Annotated in this window: 19 protein-coding genes; 8 read left to right on the forward strand and 11 right to left on the reverse strand. The window is 68.1% G+C overall.

The annotated features are described in order from the left end of the window. A complete protein-coding gene (locus tag PSH03_RS13495) occupies window positions 1-2127 on the forward strand; it encodes a B12-binding domain-containing radical SAM protein (protein WP_238689311.1) in 2127 nt (708 codons plus the stop codon). 57 nt (window positions 2128-2184) lie between these two features. On the opposite strand, the gene PSH03_RS13500 is transcribed toward PSH03_RS13495, so the two are convergent. The 7 genes from PSH03_RS13500 to PSH03_RS13530 all read right to left on the reverse strand — a co-directional run bounded on the left by PSH03_RS13500 (window position 2185) and on the right by PSH03_RS13530 (window position 10676). Next, entirely contained in the window at window positions 2185-3438 is a 1254-nt protein-coding gene (locus PSH03_RS13500) for an iron-containing alcohol dehydrogenase (protein WP_238689312.1), read from the reverse strand. A gap of 135 nt (window positions 3439-3573) precedes the next feature. Continuing rightward, window positions 3574-5034 (reverse strand): NAD-dependent succinate-semialdehyde dehydrogenase, encoded by a 1461-nt coding sequence (locus PSH03_RS13505; RefSeq protein WP_238689313.1) that lies wholly within the window; start codon window positions 5032-5034, stop codon window positions 3574-3576. 276 nt (window positions 5035-5310) lie between these two features. Next, window positions 5311-6387 carry an ABC transporter ATP-binding protein gene (locus PSH03_RS13510; protein ID WP_238689314.1) on the reverse strand — a complete coding sequence of 359 codons (1077 nt, stop codon included), beginning with the start codon at window positions 6385-6387 and terminating at the stop codon, window positions 5311-5313. Continuing rightward, on the reverse strand, window positions 6387-7454 hold the full coding sequence (locus PSH03_RS13515; RefSeq protein WP_238689315.1) for an ABC transporter ATP-binding protein: 1068 nt from the start codon (window positions 7452-7454) through the stop codon (window positions 6387-6389). The genes PSH03_RS13510 and PSH03_RS13515 overlap by 1 nt, the downstream gene beginning before the upstream one ends. Next, the gene (locus PSH03_RS13520; protein WP_210781256.1) at window positions 7454-8365 is read right to left on the reverse strand and encodes a carbohydrate ABC transporter permease; all 912 of its coding nucleotides are present in this window, start codon (window positions 8363-8365) and stop codon (window positions 7454-7456) included. The genes PSH03_RS13515 and PSH03_RS13520 overlap by 1 nt, the downstream gene beginning before the upstream one ends. Continuing rightward, on the reverse strand, window positions 8365-9315 hold the full coding sequence (locus PSH03_RS13525; RefSeq protein ID WP_238689316.1) for a carbohydrate ABC transporter permease: 951 nt from the start codon (window positions 9313-9315) through the stop codon (window positions 8365-8367). Before PSH03_RS13525 ends, PSH03_RS13520 begins: the two co-directional genes overlap by 1 nt. Continuing rightward, window positions 9312-10676, reverse strand: coding sequence for an extracellular solute-binding protein (locus PSH03_RS13530; RefSeq protein WP_238689317.1), 1365 nt, complete (start codon window positions 10674-10676; stop codon window positions 9312-9314). Before PSH03_RS13530 ends, PSH03_RS13525 begins: the two co-directional genes overlap by 4 nt. Window positions 10677-11046: 370 nt before the next feature. Between PSH03_RS13530 and PSH03_RS13535 the strand changes: the two genes are divergently transcribed. The 3 genes from PSH03_RS13535 (at window position 11047) to PSH03_RS13545 (ending at window position 13290) form a co-directional block, all read left to right on the forward strand. Further along, window positions 11047-11790, forward strand: a complete 744-nt coding sequence (locus PSH03_RS13535; protein ID WP_238689318.1) for a GntR family transcriptional regulator — start codon at window positions 11047-11049, stop codon at window positions 11788-11790. Window positions 11791-11879: 89 nt separating this feature from the next. Further along, window positions 11880-12449 carry a DJ-1/PfpI family protein gene (locus tag PSH03_RS13540; protein ID WP_210781253.1) on the forward strand — a complete coding sequence of 190 codons (570 nt, stop codon included), beginning with the start codon at window positions 11880-11882 and terminating at the stop codon, window positions 12447-12449. Between the two features lie 97 nt (window positions 12450-12546). Further along, on the forward strand, window positions 12547-13290 hold the full coding sequence (locus tag PSH03_RS13545; protein WP_238689409.1) for an alpha/beta fold hydrolase: 744 nt from the start codon (window positions 12547-12549) through the stop codon (window positions 13288-13290). A 145-nt stretch (window positions 13291-13435) separates the two neighbouring features. On the opposite strand, the gene PSH03_RS13550 is transcribed toward PSH03_RS13545, so the two are convergent. Then, window positions 13436-15007, reverse strand: coding sequence for an LPXTG cell wall anchor domain-containing protein (locus PSH03_RS13550; RefSeq protein ID WP_238689319.1), 1572 nt, complete (start codon window positions 15005-15007; stop codon window positions 13436-13438). 194 nt (window positions 15008-15201) lie between these two features. Between PSH03_RS13550 and PSH03_RS13555 the strand changes: the two genes are divergently transcribed. Then, a complete protein-coding gene (locus PSH03_RS13555) occupies window positions 15202-15543 on the forward strand; it encodes a VOC family protein (protein ID WP_238689320.1) in 342 nt (113 codons plus the stop codon). A gap of 96 nt (window positions 15544-15639) precedes the next feature. Here the strand turns inward: PSH03_RS13555 and PSH03_RS13560 are convergent, their stop codons facing one another. Continuing rightward, complete coding sequence (locus PSH03_RS13560) at window positions 15640-16203, reverse strand: DinB family protein (RefSeq protein WP_210781250.1); 564 nt, start codon at window positions 16201-16203, stop codon at window positions 15640-15642. Between the two features lie 203 nt (window positions 16204-16406). On the opposite strand from PSH03_RS13560, the gene PSH03_RS13565 reads away from it, so the two are divergent. Further along, complete coding sequence (locus PSH03_RS13565) at window positions 16407-16955, forward strand: GNAT family N-acetyltransferase (protein WP_238689321.1); 549 nt, start codon at window positions 16407-16409, stop codon at window positions 16953-16955. Window positions 16956-17148: 193 nt separating this feature from the next. Here PSH03_RS13565 and PSH03_RS13570 read toward each other — a convergent pair whose 3' ends face one another. Continuing rightward, complete coding sequence (locus tag PSH03_RS13570) at window positions 17149-18393, reverse strand: PQQ-dependent sugar dehydrogenase (protein ID WP_238689322.1); 1245 nt, start codon at window positions 18391-18393, stop codon at window positions 17149-17151. 211 nt (window positions 18394-18604) lie between these two features. Here PSH03_RS13570 and PSH03_RS13575 point away from each other — a divergent pair, with 211 nt between their 5' ends. Continuing rightward, entirely contained in the window at window positions 18605-19132 is a 528-nt protein-coding gene (locus PSH03_RS13575) for a hypothetical protein (RefSeq protein ID WP_238689323.1), read from the forward strand. A gap of 44 nt (window positions 19133-19176) precedes the next feature. Here PSH03_RS13575 and PSH03_RS13580 read toward each other — a convergent pair whose 3' ends face one another. Then, entirely contained in the window at window positions 19177-19602 is a 426-nt protein-coding gene (locus PSH03_RS13580) for a hypothetical protein (protein WP_238689324.1), read from the reverse strand. 232 nt (window positions 19603-19834) lie between these two features. Here PSH03_RS13580 and PSH03_RS13585 point away from each other — a divergent pair, with 232 nt between their 5' ends. Beyond that, window positions 19835-21070, forward strand: a complete 1236-nt coding sequence (locus PSH03_RS13585; protein WP_238689325.1) for a low temperature requirement protein A — start codon at window positions 19835-19837, stop codon at window positions 21068-21070. Window positions 21071-21108 lie beyond the last annotated feature (38 nt).

Raw genomic sequence — 21108 nt, forward strand, 5'->3', positions numbered from 1 at the left:
ATGAGCGGCACGGTGAAGGCAGCACTGATCTACCCCCCGCTGACCGATCCCACCTCGGGATACCACTCCCTGAACTACCTCGATTCGTACGCCCGGGCACAGGGACACCAGCCGGCGGAGATCATCGACGCCAACATCGAGGCGTTCCACCACTCGTACACCCCGTCGGCGTACGACTGGCTTCGGCGGGAGCTGTCCCGGCTCTCGATCGACAACCTCAGCGGCCCGGACGCGCTGATGGCCCGGGCGAACCAGCTCGGCCTGCCCGACCCCGATCCGGAGCGGCTGCGCCGGTCGATCGGGGTGCTGCAGGATCCGACCCTGTTCTACGACTACCGGCACTACCAGGACGCCGTCGAGGGCGTCATCTCCTGGATGGACGCGCTCGGCACGGTCGGGTTCCCCGGGCAGTTCCACGCCGGCTTCCGGCTCCACCCACCGCCGATGATCTCGATCGGCTCGGTGGCCGCGCTGACGGACGAAGCGCTGCTCGCTCGGCTCAACCGACCCTTCCTGCCGTACTACGAGGACGTGCTGATCCCACGGCTGGCCGCTGGCGGGCACCAGGTGATCGGCATCAGCGCCACCTACCAGTGGCAGCTGCCGTTCGCGCTCTGGATCGCCCGACTCGTCCGGCAGGCCTGCCCGGACGTCTTCCTCATCGCGGGTGGCACGGAGATCTCCGACGTCTGGAAGTGCGCCAGCAAACCCGAGTACGTCTTCCAGGTGCTGGCCGACTTCGACGCGATCGTGGTCGGGGAGGGGGAAAGCGCCTACACCGAGATCCTGGACGCGGTGGCGGCGGGCACGCTGCCAGCCGGGCACCCCAACGTCCGGCTGCACCCCAAGTACGGCCGCCAGCGTCAACTGCCCCTGCGCTATGAACGCCTGGCGCAGGTGCCGGTCCCGGACTTCTCCGGCCTGCCCTGGGACCTCTACCTCAGCCCGGAGCGGTTCGTCTACTATTCGCCGACCCGAGGCTGCTACTGGAACAAGTGCACGTTCTGCGACTACGGACTGAACACCGACGGTCCCACCAGCCCATGGCGGCAGGACACGGTGAGCACCATGATCGCGGATGTCACCGAACTGTCGAAGTTCGCCAAGTTCATCTACTTCTCGGTCGATGTGCTCGCTCCCGCGACCATCCTGCGCTTCGCCGAGCAGGTCGTCGAGCGAGGGCTGGACTTCCGCTGGGGTGCCGAGATCCGGCTGGAGAAGTACTGGTCGGACGAGCGCTGCGACTTACTGAGGCGCAGCGGCTGCGTGGCCATCTCAGTCGGCTTCGAGTCCGGTAACCAGCGCGTCCTCGATCTGATCGACAAGGGCACGAAGCCGGAGCAGGCACGACGCACCATGATGGCGATGACCAAGGCGAACATTGGTGTGCAGATGATGGGCTTCACTGGTTTCCCCACCGAGACCCGCGAAGAGGCACTGGACAGCGTCAATTTCCTGCGTGACAACCCGGACCTGTGGACCCTCGGCGGGCTCGGCGACTTCATGCTGACGCCGGGCGCCATCGTCGCCAAGGAGCCGGACCGGTTCGGCATCACCAACGTGCGGCCGGTGGAGGGATCGGACATCGTCCGGATGCTCAAGTACGACGAGCCGGTCACCGCGGCGGCGCAGGCCGAGGTCGCCCAGGCAAAGGCTGGACTGAACCCCGGGCACTACCACCGTCCGTGGCTGGGCGCCACCGACACCCCGCACACGTTCTTCTACCACGACCGGTACGGCACCGCGGTACGCGGCCTCCTCGCCCACGACCGGGTACGCCACGACACCGACGACCAGACCGAGTTCCTCGCCAACGGCGCCTTCGTGGATCGCGACGACGAGCAGGTCTGGGACGCATACCGGCGAATCCGATCCGACGAGCAGGAAGGCGTCCCCGGCGACCTGCCGGCGGACCGGCACCTGTTCCGCCGGGTCGACGGCCAGGTGTTCGCACTCAACCGCAGCAGCCGGCTGTTCCTGGATCTCTTCCGCGCGCCGCTCACCCTCGCCGAGGCCCAGCGTCGGCTCTGGATCGTCGAACCGACTGTCGCGGACCGGGTCTGGCGAACCTTCATCGGGCAGCGGCTGATCCGCCGGCATCGGCTCCCGGCCGATCCGGAGCGGTGAACCGACTGCCAGGCAGGGCACGCACCCTGGGCGTCGGAATGCTCGGCTCAGCCGTCGTCATGTGAAAGGCCGGTCACTGTCGCTGCTCGGAGTCAGGGCGTGTCGGGTCCGGTCCCCGGTCCAGGCCGCTTCGAGGATCGCGGTCAGGCTGGCGGTGTCGGTCGGGCCTGGATGGTTCTGGATCAGGCGGGTGACCCCACTGGCCATTTCCGCGAAGCGCGGGAGGTCGGCGCGTGCCACGCCGATGTCCGCCAAGGTGCGAGGGATGCCGATGTCGGCAAGGAGCCCGTCGAGCCAGGTGAGGAACGTGTCGGCGGCCTCGGCATCCGAGGCGTCGGTCACGTCGAGCCCGCACACCCGGGCGAGGATGGCCAACCGGTCGCCGATGGCATCCCTGGCCGCGTCCAGCGCGTAGGGCAGTAGCAGCCCGACGCCCAGGCCGTGCGGCGTGTGCGTGGCTGCGCCGATCGGGTACTGGAGAGCGTGCGGGGCCGCGTTGCCCGCGTGGGAAAAGGCGAGCCCGGCGAGCATGGACCCGTAGGACATGTCCGCGCGCGCGTCCGTGTCGCCTCCGTCAGTGACAGCACGACGCAAACTACGGGCGATTCGCTCCGCGGCCCGGAGCGCGTAGTGGTCGGTGATCGGGTTGCGGCCGAGGAACACCTGCTCCACCGGGTCGCGCGGTCCGTGGGCCCGGGGTCGCGCGGTGTAGCTCTCCACCGCGTGACAGAACGCGTCGATGCCGGAGTGGGCGGTGACGGTCGCGGGGCAGGTGTAGGTGAGTTCGGGGTCGACGATGGCGAAGTCGGGCACGATGTGGACGCTGGAAACCCCCACCTTCAGCTCGCGGTCCGGGTCGGTCAACACCGAGACGGGTGTGAGCTCGGAGCCGGTGCCTGACGTCGTCGGGACCGCGACGAGGGGAAGCGTCGGCCCCGGCACCCTCGACTCGCCGTAGAAGTCGCGCGGGCTCCCACCGTGGCGCCGGATGACGCCGACGATTTTGGCGAGGTCGATCACCGTGCCGCCCCCGATGGCGAGGATCACGTCGGCGTCCACCTCGGCGGCGGCCGAGACGGCCACTGCGACATCGGAGAGTGGCACGTCCGGAGTCGCGTCGGAGAACACCTCGACGACCTTGACTTTCTCCCGGACGGCGGCCACGATCTCGGCCACGCCCGGCTGCCCCAGAAGAACCTGGTCGGTCACGATGAGGACTCGCGAGCCGCTCTCGGCCACCACTCGTGGGATGTTCTGCGCGACCCCTTCGCCCACTATCAACTGGCGTGGTCCACGGACGGTCTCAAGCATGTCGGTGCCTCTCCGGAACGTCGGCGATGTGCTGGGCGGACGTCCAGGTCACCTGCGAGACCGGGACGGCGTCGGCAAGGTTGGCCGCCCTGGTGGCGCGGTGATGCTCGGCGGGCGCCCGGAGCAGCAGGCCCGTCACGGTAGGTCGATCGCCACGTAGGTGAGGTCGAGGTATTCGAGGATGCCCTCGTGCGACCCCTCCTTGCCGATCCCGGACTGCTTCACGCCTCCGAACGGAGCTGACGGATCCGATATCAGACCACGGTTGATGCCGAGCATCCCCGTGTCCAGCCCCTCGGCGAACCGGAGCGCCCGCTGGAGGTCACGGGTGAAGACGTATCCGGCCAGGCCGTGCTCGGTGTCGTTGGCCTTCGCCATCACCTCGTCGTCGGACGTGAACGAGATGATCGGCGCCACCGGGCCGAAGATCTCCGCCTTCAGCATCCGCGCGTCTTCGGGCACGTCGACGAGAACGGTGGGCGGGTAGAAGTGGCCCGGCCCGTCCGGACGCTCGCCGCCCACCAGGACCCGGGCGCCGCGATCGACCGCGTCGGCGACCAGTTCGTCGATCTTGGTGACCGAGGCGTCGTCGATCAACGCCCCGACGTTCACGCCGTCGTCGAGACCATGGCCCATCGACAGCGCGCCCATCCGCTCGGCGAAGCGCGCCGCGAACTCCTCGCGTACGGGCTCCTCGACGTAGATCCGGTTGGCCGCGATGCAGGACTCCCCGATGTTGCGCATCTTGGCCACCATGGCACCGTCGAGCGCGACGTCCAGGTCAGCGTCGGCACACACGATCAGGGCCGCGTTGCCGCCCAGTTCCATGGACGTGCGCAGCACGTTGTCCGCAGCCTGTCGTAGCAGTACGCGCCCGACCTCGGTCGACCCGGTGAACGAGAGCTTGCGGGTCCGACCGTCGGCCAGCAGTGCGGAGATGACCTCGCCGGAACGCTTGGTGGTCACCACGTTGACGACGCCCGGGGGAACGCCGACCTCCTCCATGATGCGGGCCAGGAACAGCATGGTGAGTGGCGTCTGGCCTGCTGGCTTGGTGATCGTCGTACAGCCCGCGGCCAGCGCAGGAGCGATCTTGCGGGCACCCATGGCCAACGGAAAGTTCCAGGGCGTCACGAAGACGCACGGTCCGACCGGCTTCGGCACGGTGAGGATGCGGTATCCACCTGAGGGAGCGGTGCTGTAGCGCCCCTCGACGCGCACCGCCTCCTCGGCGAACCAACGGAAGAACTCGGCGCCGTAGGCCACCTCTCCACGAGCCTCGGCGAGCGGCTTGCCCATCTCGAGCGTGATCAGCCGGGCGACCTCCTCGGATCGCTCGGTCAGTGCCCGGTACGTCGCGGTCAACAACTCTGACCGTTTCCGCGGCGGGGTCGCCGCCCACTGCGCCATCGCCGTGCTCGCCGCGTCCAGGGCGGCGAGCCCGTCAACGACATCGGCGTCCGCCACCCCGGCGATGGTCTTGCCGGTGGCCGGGTCCTCGACGGCAAAGGTGGCTCCGCTTGCGGCGTCGCGCCAGGCGTCGCCGATCCGCAGCCGCCGATGCTCGGGGGCCAGCACGTTCATCGGGTCACTCATCGCGTCGCCTCCTGTGATCTTCTTCGTGATGTCCGGCGTGCCTCAGCGGTCGCGCTGCGCGCGGAGACGGACGGGTCACACGCCCTCGTCGGGGGGCGAGGTTGCCGGGCGGGTCGAATGTGGCCTCGGCCCGGTCTGCGGGGCGACGCCCCGCGCCGCCGATCGCCTTCGCGGGCCACGGCCGTCCCCGCGTCGTCAGGCCGTTGGCACTGGTGACGGTCCGCCGAGGCTCGATTGCCATGTGCTGGCGCATGTCGCCGTCGCCGCCGGGCGCCGTTACCGCCCCGCCTCGGACAGCGACAGCCCGGTGCCCGCATCGAACAGGTGCGCACGATCCAGATCGACAGTGACGAGCAGCCGCTCGCCCGGCGTACCGGTGACGGTGGGTCGTGCCTTGACCTTGAGGATCTCCGTCCCCACTCGGACGTCGACCACCGTTCGGTCACCGAGCGGCTCAAGCCCGTAGAGCTCACCCGACAACGACGCGTTCCCACGCTGCTCGACGGAGAGGTCCTCCGCCCGCAGGCCCAGCAGCAGCTCACGACCGTCCTCAGCCGTGGTCCAGCGGGGCCGCGGCAGCGTCCAGCCTGCCGCACCGACCAGACGATCTCCCTCGGTGTGGCAGGCGAGCAGGCTGATCGGGGGGCTCCCGACGAATCCTGCGACCCACTGGTTGGCGGGACGCTCGTACACCTCGGTCGGCGTCCCGACCTGTTGCACCTTCCCCTCCTTGAGGACTGCGACCTGGTCGGCCATGGACAGGGCCTCGACCTGGTCGTTTGTCACGTAGACGAAGGTCGCTCCGAGGCTGCGGTGGATGCGGGTGAGTTCGGTGCGCATCTCGACGCGGAGCTTGAGGTCAAGGTTCGTCAGCGGCTCGTCCATGAGAAACGCGCGCGGGCGACGGACCAGCGCCCGGGCGAGGGCGACGCGCTGCATCTCACCGCCCGACAACTGCGCGGGACGACGCTGCAGCAGACGTTCGATGTGCAACAGGCTCGACATCTGCTCCACGGCAGTGGCGATCTCGCCCGAAGAGCAGCGGCGTGCCCGCAGCGGCGACGCGATGTTCTCGTACACCGTGTGTCGCGGGTAGAGCGCGTAGCTCTGGAAGACCATGGCCAGGTCGCGTGCGGCCGGGGTGTCACCGGTCGCGTCCCTGCCGTCCAGATGCACCGACCCGGCGTCAAGCTTGTCAAGGCCGGCTATCGCTCGCAGGGTCGTCGTCTTGCCCGCCCCGGAGGGCCCGAGCACGACGAAGAACGAGCCGTCCGGCACGTCCAGCGTCACCCCGTCGAGGGCCTGGACTTTTCCGAAGGACTTGCGCAGCCCGTGCGCGGCAACGGTTCCCATCAGGCCACCAGCTCTTCCGTGCGCACGTCGTAGACCGCCGGCGTCCCGCCGGTGTGCCGTAGCCCGACCGTTGCGTCAGCGGCGAAACGGACAGTCGGTGGCATCCGAACCCGTACGTCGCGCTGGCCGCCGTGGTCGACCACGTAGATGATCTCGTCGCCCAGCCACTCCGCCGAGACCACGCGGGCCGGGACCGAACGTTCCGCCCCTGCTTCGGTGACTTCCAGCGCTTCCGGCCGGACGCCTGCGATCAGGCGACGGTCGCGCGGCAGGCCCGGCGGTGGCGCGAGGGCCAGCCCGCCCTGACCGCGCAGCTTCCCGTCAGCCACTTCCACCTCGATGAGGTTCATCGGCGGGGAGCCGATGAAAGCGGCGCAGAAGAGACTCGCCGGGCGGTCGTAGACCTCCAGCGGCGTGCCGATCTGCTCGACGCGGCCCTTGTTGAGGATGGCGATTCGGTGACCGAGCGACATCGCCTCGACCTGGTCGTGGGTGACGTAGACCATCGTCGCCCCCAGTTCCCCCTGCAGGTGCTTGATCTCCGTGCGCATGTCCGCCCTCAGCTCCGCGTCCAGATTGGTGAGAGGCTCGTCCATGAGGAAGGCGCGCGGTCGTCGCACCAGGGCGCGAGCGAGCGCGACGCGCTGCTGTTCCCCGCCGGACAGCTGACGCGGTCGCCGGTCCAGGAGCGGACCAAGCCGCATCAGCCGGGCGGCCTCGGTGACCCGCTCGTGCACCTCGGGCTTGGGCAGTCCCTCTGCCCGCAGCGGGAACGCCAGGTTGTCGCGGGTCTTCAGATGCGGGTAGAGGGCGTAGAACTGGAACACCATGGCGATGTCGCGCTCGGCGGGCGGCAGGTCGTTGACCAGCGTGTCGCCGATGCGGATGTCGCCCGTCGTCTGCCTCTCCAGGCCGGCTATGGCCCGCAGCGTGGTCGTCTTGCCGCAACCCGAGGGGCCGAGCATCACGAACAACTCGCCGTGGCCGATGGACAGGTCCACGTGCTCAACCGCGACCGTCCCGTCCGGGTAGCGCTTGTGCAGGGCGGTCACCTCGATGCCCGCCATCAGCGTCGCACCGCCCCGAGCGTCACGCCGGCGATGAGGTGCTTGCGCACCAGGTACGCGAAGACCAGCACCGGTAGGGCGAACACCACGGAGGCCGCGGCCACGAGGCCCCAGTCCGTAGTGGTGCCGCCGATGAGACCGGCGATGGCGGGCGGGGCCGTCCGGACGTCGTCGCTGGAGGTGAGGAAGGTGGCGAACACGAACTCGTTCCACGAGAAGATGAGTGCGAAGACCGCCGTCGCGGCGATGCCGGGCACGAGCAGGGGAAGGGTGAAGAGCCGGAACGCCTGCAAACGGGTGTAGCCGTCGAGCATGGCGGCATCCTCGTACTCGGCGGGCACCTCGTCGACGAACCCCTTCATCATCCAGATCGTGAACGGGACGTTGAACGCGGTGTAGATGAGGATCAGGCCGAGCTTGTTGTCGATGAGCCCGACCTGGCGGTACATGAGGAAGATCGGGACCACGACCACCACGGGCGGCATGAAGCGCGTGGACAGGATGAAGAACAGTTGGTCCTTCTTGGCCTTCACGGCGAAGCGTGAGTAGGCCCAGGCCGCCGGGACCCCCAGCACGGTGGCCAGCACCGTGGAGACCCCGGCTACCACGACGGAGTTGAGGAACGCGACGGACAAGGCCGAGCGACCGCCGTCGGGGTCGACGAACACGTCCTTGTAATGCTCCAGAGTTATCTTGAAGTCGAAGAACTTGGCCGGGATGGCGTAGACGTCCCGGTTCTCCTTGATGGACGTCTCGATCATCCACAGCACCGGAAAGAGCATCACGACGGCCAGCACGGTCAGCAGCGCGACCTCCAGCACCGAGCGGCCTCGACCGCCCAGGCGGCGCGCGGGGGGCGTGTGGTCCCGGGTAGGACCTGTGGACACGGCCTCGTCGACGGAGACGGCCATCAGCCCTCCTTGAGCTTGTTCAGGTAGCGCAGGTAGAACTGCGTGAGGACGATGACGACGAGGACCATGAGAATCCCGTACGCCGAAGCGGTTCCGGTGTTGAAGCCCAGGAACGCGACCTTGTAGATGTGGAACGACAACGTCTCGGTGGAGACACCCGGGCCTCCGTTGGTGAGGATGTAGACGAGGTCGAACAGCCGGAACGCCTCGATGGCCCTGAACATCACGGCAATGAGAAGCAGCGGCCATACCAGCGGAAGCGTGATGGTGCGGAACCGGAACCATTCGGACGCTCGGTCGATCGAGGCGGCCTCGTAGAGGTACTTGGGAACCGCGGTGAGGCCCGCGAGCGCGATGAGCATGATGAACGGCGTCCACTGCCAGGTGTCGACCACGATCAGGGAGAGCAGTGCCGTTCGCTGCCGGGTGAGCCACTCCACCTGCCCCAGGCCGACCGAGCCGAGCATGCTGTTGACCACGCCGAACTGCGCGTCGAGCATGAATCGCCAGAACAGCCCGACCACGACCGGCGACAGCATCATCGGAACCAGGAACAGAGTGGTCAGCACTCCTCGCCCATGTGTGCGCCGTGAGATCAGGTAGGCGATACCGAATCCGAGCACTGTCTGCAGGCCGACCGCGCCGACCACGTAGATCAACGTCGTCAGAGCCCTCGTGTGGACCTGCGCCGACGTCAGGATGGCGGTGTAGTTCCCGAATCCGATGAAATTGGCGGGCCCCCCGCGGGTGGCCGAGTAGTCCGTGAAAGACAGGTACAACGCCCACAGCAACGGAAACACCGACATGGCGAGCAACAGCAGCATCGCGGGGGAGATGAAGGCCACGGCGAGCCCCCGGTCGCCCAGCCGAGGGGACCTGCCCCGGGCAGGTGGCGTCGCGGACGCCACCTGCCCGGGATCGTCGGTCGTCAGAGGGACGGGGTCACTCACAGTCCGCCGCCACCCTTGCGGCTGCTCGAGTCGAGAACGCCCTGCTGCTCCTTGGCGATGTCGTCGAGCGCATCCTTCGGCTTCTTCGCGCCGTTGAGAGCCGCGTTCACGTTGGTGTTCTCGATGTCGACGAGGCGCGCGTACTCGGGCACGTTCCACATGTCCCGCATCCGCGGAACCGAGTCAGTGTACACCTGGTTGAACGGCCCGGCATTGAGGAACTCGGGCGACTCCAGGGCGTCCGTACGCGATGGCACGCCACCGGCCGCGGCCCACTTCTTCTGGATGTCAGCCCGCTCGAACCACTTCATGAAGTTCAGGGCCTCGGTCTGGTTCGCCGTGGCGGAGTAGGCCGACACGTGCATCCCCATACCGCCGAGAGGGACCAGGTTCGTCTTCTGGCTCGGCAGGGTGGCAAAACCCAGCTTGTCGAGGATCTGCTCCCGGCTGGTGCCGAGCGTCGACTGCTTCGGATCGAGCAGGCCGCCGCTCGCGGCGATCCAGTTGAACGCGATGCAGGCCTTGCCCTGGGCGACAGCCGCGTTCACCTCGTCGATGAACCAGTTGCCGGAGCCCTTGGCGGTCAGCGGCTTCATCTTGTTGACCAGGACGTCCATCGCCTCCTGGCCCGCTGCGTCGTTGATGACGCCATCGATCTTGCGCGTCTTGGAGTCCCAGAGGTTGCCGCCGTAGACGCCGTTGACAGTGTTGTAGGTGACGGCCGCGGCGTCGGAGCCGTTGGCCTGGTGGAAAGCCAGCCCGCTGACGCCAGGGTTGTCCGCCTGGCACTTCTCGGCGGCTGCGATCATTTGGTCCCAGGTCTGCGGCGGCTTGTCGCCGATCAGGTCCTTGCGGTAGATCATCGTCCAGGTGTCGCCGAGCAGCGGCAGTCCGTACAGACTGGCGTTCTCGTCGCGCTTGCCGGTCTCCGCCTGGGGGAACTGGCCGTAGGCCGCCAGGAGGTACGGGTTGTAGGCCGCGACGTCGATGTTCTCCTTGACGAAGTCGGTGAGGTCGAGGATGTTGCCGTTCGTCACGGCCTCGCCGATGTGTTGCGAGTCCAGGATCGCGATGTCGAAGTCGGTCTTGCGCGCCGCGAACTGGGTGAACATCGCGTCGTGCCAGTTCGCGTTCGGCACGGTGTTGACCTTGATGGTCGCGTTCGGCCGTTCCTTCTTGTACTCCGCGTTCGCGAAGGCTTCCAGTGCCTTGGCGGGCGGCCAGTCGAACCAGATGAAGCTGAGGGTCAGCGGATCCTTGGTGAGCTCCGGGATGGTCGCCGGCGCCTTGGGGGCGCTCGCCTTCTCGCCGTCGTCCTTGCCCTCGCCGCAAGCCGTCATGGTCGTGGCCACCAGCAGCATGGCCGCCGACGCCAGCCGTACCTTTCGGCCGGGAGCGGACATTCTTCCTATTCGCTTCGGATGGCGCATTTCAAGCCTGCTTTCTCGGTGGGGACTTCTAGAACCTCGCTATGTGCTTCGCCGAGCAGTTGCTGGGTTGTTCAGGCGTGTCGCCGGGCTGGCGCGGGGGCCGACCCGCGGACCGGCTCGAGCACGCTCATGGGAGCTCCAGGTGATCGAAGTGGAGCGATCGCGGGCGGTTCCGCGATCGTGCCGGACGGCGAGCATCCGGCACTTTTCCTATACGATCGAGTTGGGGCGTCAGCATGTCGCAGCCTTGTGACTGATGTCAACAGATTCCCGAAGGTGCAAGAAGGGACCTCACGTCACGATGGACGACGAAGCGATGATCGCGCGGGGCCGCAGGGCCGTGACGGGCGCAACGCTGCCGGGAAAATCTGGCGGCCGGCTTGCCGACGAGGTGTACGACACGCTGCTCGAACAGCTGATGTCGTTACGGATCGAGCCTGGCTCCCGCGTCACGATCGACGTCCTGGCTCGGGAGTTGGGGGTCTCGCAGACGCCGATCCGAGACGCTCTGAACCGCATGGAGGCCGAGGGCCTGGTCGTGCGCGTACCCCATGCTGGCTACCGCATTCCCCCTCAAATAACCCGCCACCGATTCGAGGACATGCTCGAGGTCCGCCTGCTCCTCGAGCCGGCGGCGGCGCGCAAATCCGCTGAACGCGCATCCTCGGAGCAGGTGGCCGGTCTGCGACGGATGCTGGAGGAGATGGCGGAGCTGGAGGGGGGCAACGGGCCCATGGCCTATGGCGCCTTCGGGCTACGCGACGCCGCCTTTCACGATCTCGTCGCCCTGAGCGCGGAGAACCAGGTCATCCGTGAAGCGCTCGCTCGCCTGCACAGCCACGTGCACCTCTTCCGGCTGCACCACGACACCCAGGTCACCCACCTCGCCATGGCCGAGCACGAGGAAGTTGTCGCCGCGATCGCCGCGCGTGACCCCGACGCCGCCGCCTACGCGATGCGTCGGCACATCCTGCGGTCCGGCGAGCGTTTTCGACGGTTGTTCGACGAGATCGAAGGCGCGGGCGCAATGGCGGTAGAGGCTTGACGGGCGCGCTGTGCCCAGGAATGCTGACTCAATCCTGATCGGATCGGATTGGATCCACCTCACCCGCCCCCAGATGCGAGGAGAAGCAGGTGCCCAGAGCGCTGCTCCTGACCGGCGACGCCGCCGAGGAGCTCGACACCATGTATCCCTACTACCGCGTGCAGGAGGGCGGCTGGGACGTCGACGTCTCGTCACGGACGATGCGCGACGTGCAACTGGTCATCCACGAGTTCGACCCCAACTCCGACGCCTACGTCGAGAAGAACGGCCGCAAGCTGCCGGTCGACGTGCCATGGGCGCAGGTCGACGTCGAGCGCTATGACGCCCTCATCATTCCTGGGGGACGCGCCCCCGAGTGGATCCGCGTCGACGCCGACGTCAGGCGCATCACCGAGCACTTCTTCGCGCGCAACCTTCCCATCGCGCTGGTGTGCCACGGCGCGCAGGTGCCAGCGGTGTACGGGCTGCTGAAGGGTCGAAAGACGGCGTGCTTCCCCCCGATCACCGGTGACATGGAGAACGCGGGCGCGACGGTCATCGACGCTCCCGACGTCGTGGACGGCAATCTCGTCTCCTGCCGGGGGTGGCCCGACATGCCGCAATTCGGCAGGGCGATGATGGAGCTCTTTTCGAAGTCTGTCGACCCCGCATCGGCATGAGCACACCTGGCCTGCCCCGGTGACGGCACTTCGGACCGTCACAGTCGACGGTTCCCCCGTCCACGTCCTGGAGAGCGGCACGGGGCCCGCGGTGCTGATGCTGCACGGCTCCGGACCCGGCACGACCGGGTCCGGCGCCTGGGCGACGACGGCGCAGGCGCTGGGCGCGTCCTGGCACCTGGTGGCTCCTGACCAGGCGGGGTTCGGCCGTACACCCATCCCGGCGGGCGCCAGGGGTGGGCTCCGGCTGTGGACGGAGCAGGCCGCGGGCCTGATGGATGCTCTCGGTATTGAGCACTACGCCGTGGTGGGTCACTCGATGGGCGGTGCTGTGGCGCTGGCGTTGGCGGCCGCGCGCCCCCAGCAGGTCACCCGTGTCGTGGCGGTCTCGACGATGGGCGCCCCGGGGGCGCCGCTGTCCGCCGAACTCGACGCGGTCTGGGCCGCCCCCGCCGGCCCGATCGGGGCACGGGACATGCTGAGTCGCCTCGTTCTCGACCAGGCTCTCGTGACCGATTCGGCCGTCGAGGCCCGTGCAGCCGCGATGCGAGCGGGGGAGGCCGCATTCGCGTCGTTGTTCCCGCCGCCCAGGGCACGATGGGTCGACGAGCTCACGCTCTCGGCGCAAACGCTGGCAGCGGTGCGCGCGCCCGTGCTGCTCGTTCACGGCGCCGAGGACCGGGTCACCCCGCCTGAGACGGCAGCCCAGCCCTTGCTCGACCACTTGGCCGACGTCCGTCTGCACGTGTTCGGCCGATGCGGGCACGTGCCGTCGATCGAGCACCCGCAGGAGTTCAGGCAACTGCTGTCGTGCTTCCTCCGCCCGGACCGAGGTCACTAACTGCTGCGGCAGGCCGCACGACCTCAGGGCCCAGGTGCTCCTGAGCGCCAGGACGACGACCGTGCGGAGTCACGTCAGGTCATGAGAGCGAACCCGTGCCCCGCCGACCTGAGGTCGACGGGGCACGGTTGGTGCAGCGGGTAGGTCAGGCGACGAAGCGGGTCTTGCGGCGGCGGGCCACCACGAAGCCCGCGGCGCCGGCGGCGAGCAGTACGCCACCGATGCCGGCGGTCAGGCCGGCCTTGGCACCGGTGATCGGCAGCGAGCCATCGGTGTCCCCGCCTCCCTGGCCGTCATCCCCGCCGGGATTCTCGCTCCCACCGTCAGCGCTCGCGATGATGGTGATCGTCGCACTGTCGTTGGCTGGGTTGAGGTCCACGCCCGTGTCGAAGGTCAGCCGCACCTGGGCGGCCCGGGCGCCGGCCTCGTCGAGGCGCAGCTCGAACTCGTACTCGATTTTCTCGCCCTGCGCCAGGCGTCTGTTCTCGCCGCAGCGGTACTCCTTGGCGCCGAGCTTTCCAGGCACCCAGTCGCCGTAGCTCGAGCAGGTCATCGGAACGCGTACGGCCGTGACGCCAGTCGGCAGCGAGAGTACGGTACGGGCCCGCAGATCCTTGGCTCCGTCAACGTTGACAGCCGCCGGGCCGTTGTTGACGTAGCCGACCTTCAACGGCACAGTGGCGCCGACCTTTCCGGTCGCGGTCGCCGGCGTCCCGAGCGCCGCCACCTCAGCCCCCTGGTCACCGCTGACCTGGAGTCTCATCACCGTAGTGCCGTTCTGGTCGTTGACGTCTGTCTGCCGCGACCTGCTTTGTAGACCAACCGGCTCAAGCCTCAGCTCCCCCTCGGTGCCCTGCTGCCCAAGTCGCGCTGGGTTGAAGGACTGGGACTCCTCCCAGTCTGCCGGCGTGTACCAGTGCGCCACGCCGGTGTGTCCGTTCGGGGCCGGATCGTCGGTCGGCACTGTGAAACCGAAGCTGGAGTCCAGCCGTGCGGCGCCGCCCGGCGCGATGGTGTTGGGGAACCGGCAGGCGAAGGCGTGGCGGAAGGAGTCGGCAGGGCTGTACTCGCAGTTCTTGTACCGCTTCGACGGGCCGAGACCGTAGCCGCCTTCGAAGAACAGCACCACGCTGTGGACGGCTTTCTCGCCGCGGTTCGCCACTGTGAGCGGGACGTCGAGCGTGCCGCCGAGGACGCCTGTCAGCTGGAGCCCCTGCTCGATGCCGGCGAGATCCACGCCCTCACCGATGCTGACGCTCGAGTGGTAGGTGGCCGAACCGCCGTCGCCATCGGTGACGGTGAACTTGATATCGCCCTGCTGGTCGGGCGTGGCGCTCTTCTTCGCCCGCACGACCAGGTTGACCATGGTCATGTACGTGTAGTAGTCGTTTTCCTCAGCCACCACCTTGCAGGTGAGGATCGCACCAGACTCGGTACAGGAGTCAGTACTGCCGTCGTTCCTCACGTCGGCGAAGCCAGCGACCTTGCTCCGGTCCACCTTGACCGTGTATTCGCCCCACTCCATGGTGCTGGTGCGGGTACGGGCAAAGAGGTTCGATCCTTTAGCAGGACCACCGGGGGCGACAACCACATCCCTGGCGTAGAAATCGAGGTCGTCGGCGGCAGGGGCGGCGAAGGCGGGGATCGCGGAGACGGCGATGAGCGCGCCTACGACCCCGAACCCGGCAAGCCAGCGCCGGGCGAGTTGCTTGGGCATTACCGGGTTCCTCCGTGGGATTGATCAGTGAAGCCCGTGGAGCTTATGAGGCCGTTAGGGCTGGTGCCGCCCCGCTCGGGCGCCAGCGGCGGATACGGGCCGAACGGAGGGCCGGCATCGCCCTAAGGTCGGGTGCCGCACCAGGGCGATGTCATTTTTCTGATCCTCCGGGAACGAGCCTTTAGCATGGAGTCATGACCGTAGATCTGTTCGCGGGCATCCCCGTTAGCGACTACGCCGCCGCGGCGGCCTGGTACGAGCGACTCCTCGGCGCCCCGCCGTCGTTCCTGCCGAACGACACCGAGGCGGTGTGGGAACTCGCCGAGCACCGGTACGTGTTCATCGAGGTGCGGCCCGACCATGCCGGGCACGCCATGCACACCGTCTTCGTCAGCGACTTCGACGCCCGCATCGCGCAGATCGCCGAGCGCGGCCTGGAGCCGGCCGGGCGCGAGACCTACGACAACGGCGTCCGCAAGGCCACCTTCCGCGACCCGGACGGCAACGAGATCGGCATCGGCGGCGAGCCGGCCTGACGGAGGCCCGTGTGGTTCACCACCACGACCAGGCCGTGCCGGCGGACCACCAGCGGACCACCCTCAGGTTCCGAAGTGGTCGCCGGATACCGAGAGTCATACACGGCGCGGCGCGGCTCCGTCCTGCCAGCGGTAGAGGTCGCGCAGCAGGGAGACCTCGGCGCCGTGATGGATCAGCTCCCTGTTGACGTGCAGGACGATGCCCTCCATGGGAAACCGCTCGGGACCCACAGCGGGCGGATTCTCCAGGTCGGCGTCCGAGAGTTCGCGGACCCCCGCGTTCCATCTCCCATACATCTCGTCGAGCTGTTTCAGCGCCTCGTCGGCGGTCCCCGCGTAGGCGAACGTCTGGGAGTTGACGTCCTGGCCGCCGAAGTGCCATCCGACCCGGTAGCCCAGGCAGGAGACGATGATGTGCGCCAGCCGCCAGGCAATCGTGGTCACCGGCGACGGCACCGGATCTGGGGACGCGAAGTCCATCGTCCATTCCCCCGAACCCGCCGCCATCGGTGCGGCCGACGTGCCACGTGGGCGGATGCTCCAGCAGCCACGCACCGGCTCCCAGAAGTACTCCTCATCGGCGAGACCGTGCAGCCGCGGCCGCAGGTTCTTGTGCCAGTGCCGGTCCAGCTGGTCCGCGATTCGCTCGCTTCTTGTCATTTCCGCACGTTACCGGGAGCAGAAGCCTGACTGCGTCCCTCGCGGACGCCGTCGCCGGCCATGGGCCTCGAGCGCATACCGCACCAGGGGATGACGCTGGGGCTGCTGTGCCCTTCGGGCCGCGCCGCGTGAGTGACTGTTGACATTGACAACCCGGCTGGCTGGGTCGGGTTTCCATGACCCAGGTGTGCCAGTCTCGACCGATGACGCGCATGGCAGACCTGGGAGCGGTCGATTGGCCGCCTGCTCCGATCAGGACCGAGAGGCTCGTGCTCCGTGCGCCCGAGGCCCGGGACCGTGCTGCGTTCATCGAGCTGCTGGCGTCGCCAAAGGTGAACACCTACCTCGGTGGTCCGCGCCTGCCTGGAGAGCTTGAGCGCGAGATGCCCGGAGTGCCCGAGCGGTGGCCCGGGAGCTTCGTCGTTGATCTCGACGGGGCGATGATCGGCCAGATCCTGCTCAGGAGAGCAACGGGCCACCATCGCCCGGCTGCCATGGGGAAGGTCGACCTCGGCTACCTGTTCCTGCCACAGGCGTGGGGATTCGGGTACGCCGCCGAGGCGTGCGCGGCGGCACTCGACTGGCTCGACGGGGTCCTCCCCGGCGATCCGGTGGTGCTCGCCACCCAAACCGCCAACGTCGGCTCGATGCGCCTTGCGGCAAAGCTCGGGTTCGTGGAGGTGGAGCGGTTCCACGCCTGGGACGCCGAGCAGTGGCTCGGCCTGCGGTCCCCGGTCGCGCCGTCTGCTTGAGCTGGTGCCGGACAGTACTGCTGGGGCGGAGCCCAGTGATGTTCCATCAGGCTCATCGTGGATTGCCTCGACGGGTGGCTAAAGCCGGGATGTGGATCCCGCAACAGAGGCGCCCGAGCCTGCATCGGAGTGAGCCTGGGGACGGCCGCCTAACGCGGCCGTCCCCAGAGGTAGCGCGGGTGTCACCCGAGGTTCAGCGGATCGTCGCCCCGCCGGTGGGGGTCGGCTGGACCCGCTCGAACCGCACCTTGCTCAGCCACCCCGGGAGGTCACTGAGCACGTACAGCTCGCCGTTCACGTCGGCGCCGAACGCCGTCGGCTGAGTGGGGAAGGTGCCGATCTCAGCGGACTCGTAGCCACCCGTGGACTTGGGACGCACGGCGAAAGCGCGGGTCGAGCAGTAGTCGCTAGCGATGTAGGTACCCCGCGCCTCCGGGGTGACGGACCCCCGGTACACCAGGCCGCCGATGATGGAGCAGTTCTCCGTCATGTAGTGGTCGTACTCGACGATCGGGTCGGTGAGCCGCACGCCCGGCCGGCACTGCGTCTCGTCGAAGACCGGCGTGCCCTCTCGACAGGACCAGCCGAGGTTCGCGCCACGCTGCGACGGGCGGACGTGGTTGATCTCCTCGATCAGACCCTGGCCGACGTCACCGATCCACAGCGAGTTGTCGGCCGGGTCGATGGAGAACTTCCACGGGTTGCGCAGCCCGTAGACCCAGATTTCCGGCCGCGCGCCCGCCGTGCGGACGAACGGGTTGTCGTAGGGCACGCAGTAGGGCTTTCCCCCGCAGCTGCGGTTGACGTCGATTCGCAGAATCTTGCCGAGCAGGGTGCCGAGGTTCTGGCCGCTCTTGAACGGGTCGTTCGCGAAGCCACCGTCGCCGAGGGACCAGTAGAGGTAGCCGTCGCGGCCGAAGGCCACCTGTCCGCCGTTGTGGTTGCCGTACTCGGCGTGCTCCTGGGTGAGCAGCACCTGCACCCGATCAGGAGCGTTGATGGGCACTCGCGCCAGGGTCAGCGCGCCGGCCGGCAGGCTCGTGTAGGCCACGTAGAGCATCCCGGTCCGCGCGAAGTTCGGCGCCGGAGTGATGCCGAGAAGGCCGCGCTCGTTGTCCGACGCGTCGATCCGGGCGGTCAGGTCGATCACCGGGTCGGGGGCCAGGCCGGTGTCGGGGTGGTAGGCGCGGACAGTGCCGTTCTTCTCCGCGATCAGCATCCGGCCGTCCGGCAGGCCAGTGATCGCGATCGGACGCTGCAGACCGAAAGCCACCCGTTCGGAGACCACGGTCAGCTCAGCGAGTGCCACAGCACGGGGTTTGGATGGGCCGGCCGCGGCGGTGCCGGCCACCGGCGATGGTGGCGACAGAGACGCAGCCAGGGCCAGAACGAGCAACCCGGCCAGCATGGCGGCCGGGCGACGACGTCGTCGTGACATGTTCAGCTCCTCGAGCAGGTGGGTGGTGGACACGGTCTGGGAGCGTTCCCACAATACATTGGTTGAGATCTATATCAAACCGACGTCTGCGTGTTCCGTTCGATCTTGTGACTGATTCCTGCACCACGGCCTGGGAAGCGGCGAGCGGAGGACGGCACGGATTCCTTCGGCGGGACGGGTGACAACGGGCGGTAGGGTGAGTCACCGACCGATGCGAACGGTGGTGCCGGTGAGTCTGATCCAGGCGGGTGTCACCGCGACGACGACAATGCTGGCCGTCCTGATCGGTGGGTGGCTCACCGTCCGGGCCCAGGATCGGCTGTGGCGGCGCGACCAGGATCGACAGTGGCGAGACATCCGGCTGAACGCGTACACCGACTTCATCAGCGCCGTCCGGGAGTACGTGGCCCACGTCCTCAACCCGGCGGCGCGCATCACAGCGGTACCGCGCCCGCGTGATCCGGGTGATCTCATGCCGTTCTTCGACGACGAGGGAAGCCGCTACCGGGAGCGGCTGGAGAGCACCAAGACCGCGCTTCGGCTGGTGGCCGGCAATGTCGAGGTGGTGAGCGGCTCGTCGGAGCTGGTGCGCCAGGCCCGGCTCCTGGCGGCCACACGAGCGGGTAGCGAGGCCCAGGCGTTGCCCGCGGATCGGTTCGACGCCCTGTGGGAGACGGAGCGCCGCTTCATCGAGGTGGCCCGGGCCGAACTCGGGCTGCCCTCCGCGTTCGTGCCATGACCGGTCAACGCCCGCCCGTCACGGTCACGCCAGACGCGCCGCCGTCATTCCAGGCCGAAGTCGGCGGGGCTGTCAGCAGCTCTGGCTCTGAACGCAGTCGCTAGGGGCTCGCCTCGAGGGCCGAGGAGGGTCTCCAGGTCGTCGTCCGGGGAATCGGCGCGGTCACCGTCCAGGTCGTGCTCGATGACGTCTGTTAGCAGCTCGGCGAGTTCCGCCAAACCGAAGTACCGCATCGCGTCCATGGCCCGTCTCAGCCGGAAGGGCTCGTTCACCTCAACAGCGAAGCCCAGGCCACCACCCATCACTGAGTTGTAGACACGTAGCAGATACGACAGCTGCACGATCCCGGGTGGAGTGCCGTCGGGAGCCTCGCCGTCAGCGCCGTAGTCAGCGGCGTGGTTCCAGATGATGTTCAGGTCATCCAGCTCGGCGTGCGTCCACACCTCCTCCACCTCATCCACCTCATCCACCGCGCACCTGGGTCCCATGCGAGCGGTTTGTGTCATGAGGTGGAGGTCGGCGCACAGACGCAGGGTATCGAGCAGGCAACCTCCCGGCGGCGCTCGTCATCCGCGCTCAGCCGCACGACCTGCGCCTCACGGACAGCAGCGTGTGGGGCGCCACGCCAGACACCACGTGAGCGTTGGCGCAACTCCGCTGGTGGCCGGCTCGTTGGTAGCGAGGGGCGGACGGAGGCGGACGATGGCGGCGGGGCGGGGTGCCGAGCTGCTGCGCCCTCCAAGGAGTTCGGGTCGGGCGACGTTCCTGGAGCTGTTCTTCGATCTGGCCTTCGTTGTGGCCCTCACCCGGGTCTCGCAACGATTCGCCGGCTTGAGCGATGACACCGGTTTGACGCTCGTCACGGGGTTCGGGCGTACCCTGCTGCTCTTTCTGGCGCTCTGGTTGATCTGGTCGCACACCGCCTGGATCACCAGCCGGTACGAACCGGAGCAGCCGATCATTCAGGCTGTCGTGGTCGGCACCATGTTCGCCGGCCTGGTCATGGCGGTGACGCTGCCCCGCGCCATGGAGGAGCGAGCACTGCCGTTCGCGGTCGCGTACCTCTTGGTGATGGTGGTGCGGCCGCTCGTGGTCGCCGTCGCGCTGCGTGGCCATCCGCGACGGCTGGTGCCCTTCCGGCTTGTCGTGTGGGCTCTGGCGAGCGCCCCGCTGTGGCTGGCCGGCGCGTTGGGCCCGGATCACCTCCGCCTGCCGCTGTGGGTTGTCGCCCTCGCTGTCGACTACCTCGCCTGGATATTGGGCTGGCCGCTGCCGTGGCTCGGGGTCTCGAAGGTGGGTCGGTGGCGGATCGCGGGGACCCATCTCGCGGACCGTTATCAGCAGATGGTCCTCATCGCGCTCGGTGAGTCGATTCTGGTTATCGGCGTGGTCTTCAGCGGCGCGGACTACTCGGCGGAGCGCGCAGCCGCCTTCGCGGTCGCGTTCGCCACCAGCGCGCTGCTCTGGCGGATCTACTTCCACCGCGCCGGTCTGCTGCTGACCGAGGCGTTCGATCGGGCGGGTATGCCCGGCCGGCTGGGCGCGGTGTCGGAACGGACGCATCTGTTGATTGTGCTGAGCGTGCTCGTCACGGCGGTCGGATACGAGCTGGTGATCGATCATCCGTTCGGGCAGCCTCGACCCAGTTGGCTGCTGTTCGTGGTGGGCGGTCCAATGCTCTTCCTCGTCGCCCGGATGCGGCTGGAGTACGAGATCTTCGGCCAGGCCTCCCGAACCCAGATCATCGGCTTGGCCGCCCTCCTGCTGTTGACACCGTTGTTGGCCCGTTGGACGCCGATGGCCGGGCTGAGCGTGGTGGCCGGAGTGCTGGCCCTGGTCGCGCTCCTGGACGCGCTGCGAAGGTGGGGCCAGCCGCTGGAGGTTTCCGCCTCGCCAATCGGACGGGAGACGTCCGGAGATCGCGACTCCGAGGCGTGACGCGGAGGTCGGTCGCCGCGCTAACCCGTTTCGTCGCG

The sequence above is a fragment of the Micromonospora salmantinae genome (genome assembly GCF_022230905.1).
Taxonomy (GTDB): domain Bacteria; phylum Actinomycetota; class Actinomycetes; order Mycobacteriales; family Micromonosporaceae; genus Micromonospora; species Micromonospora salmantinae.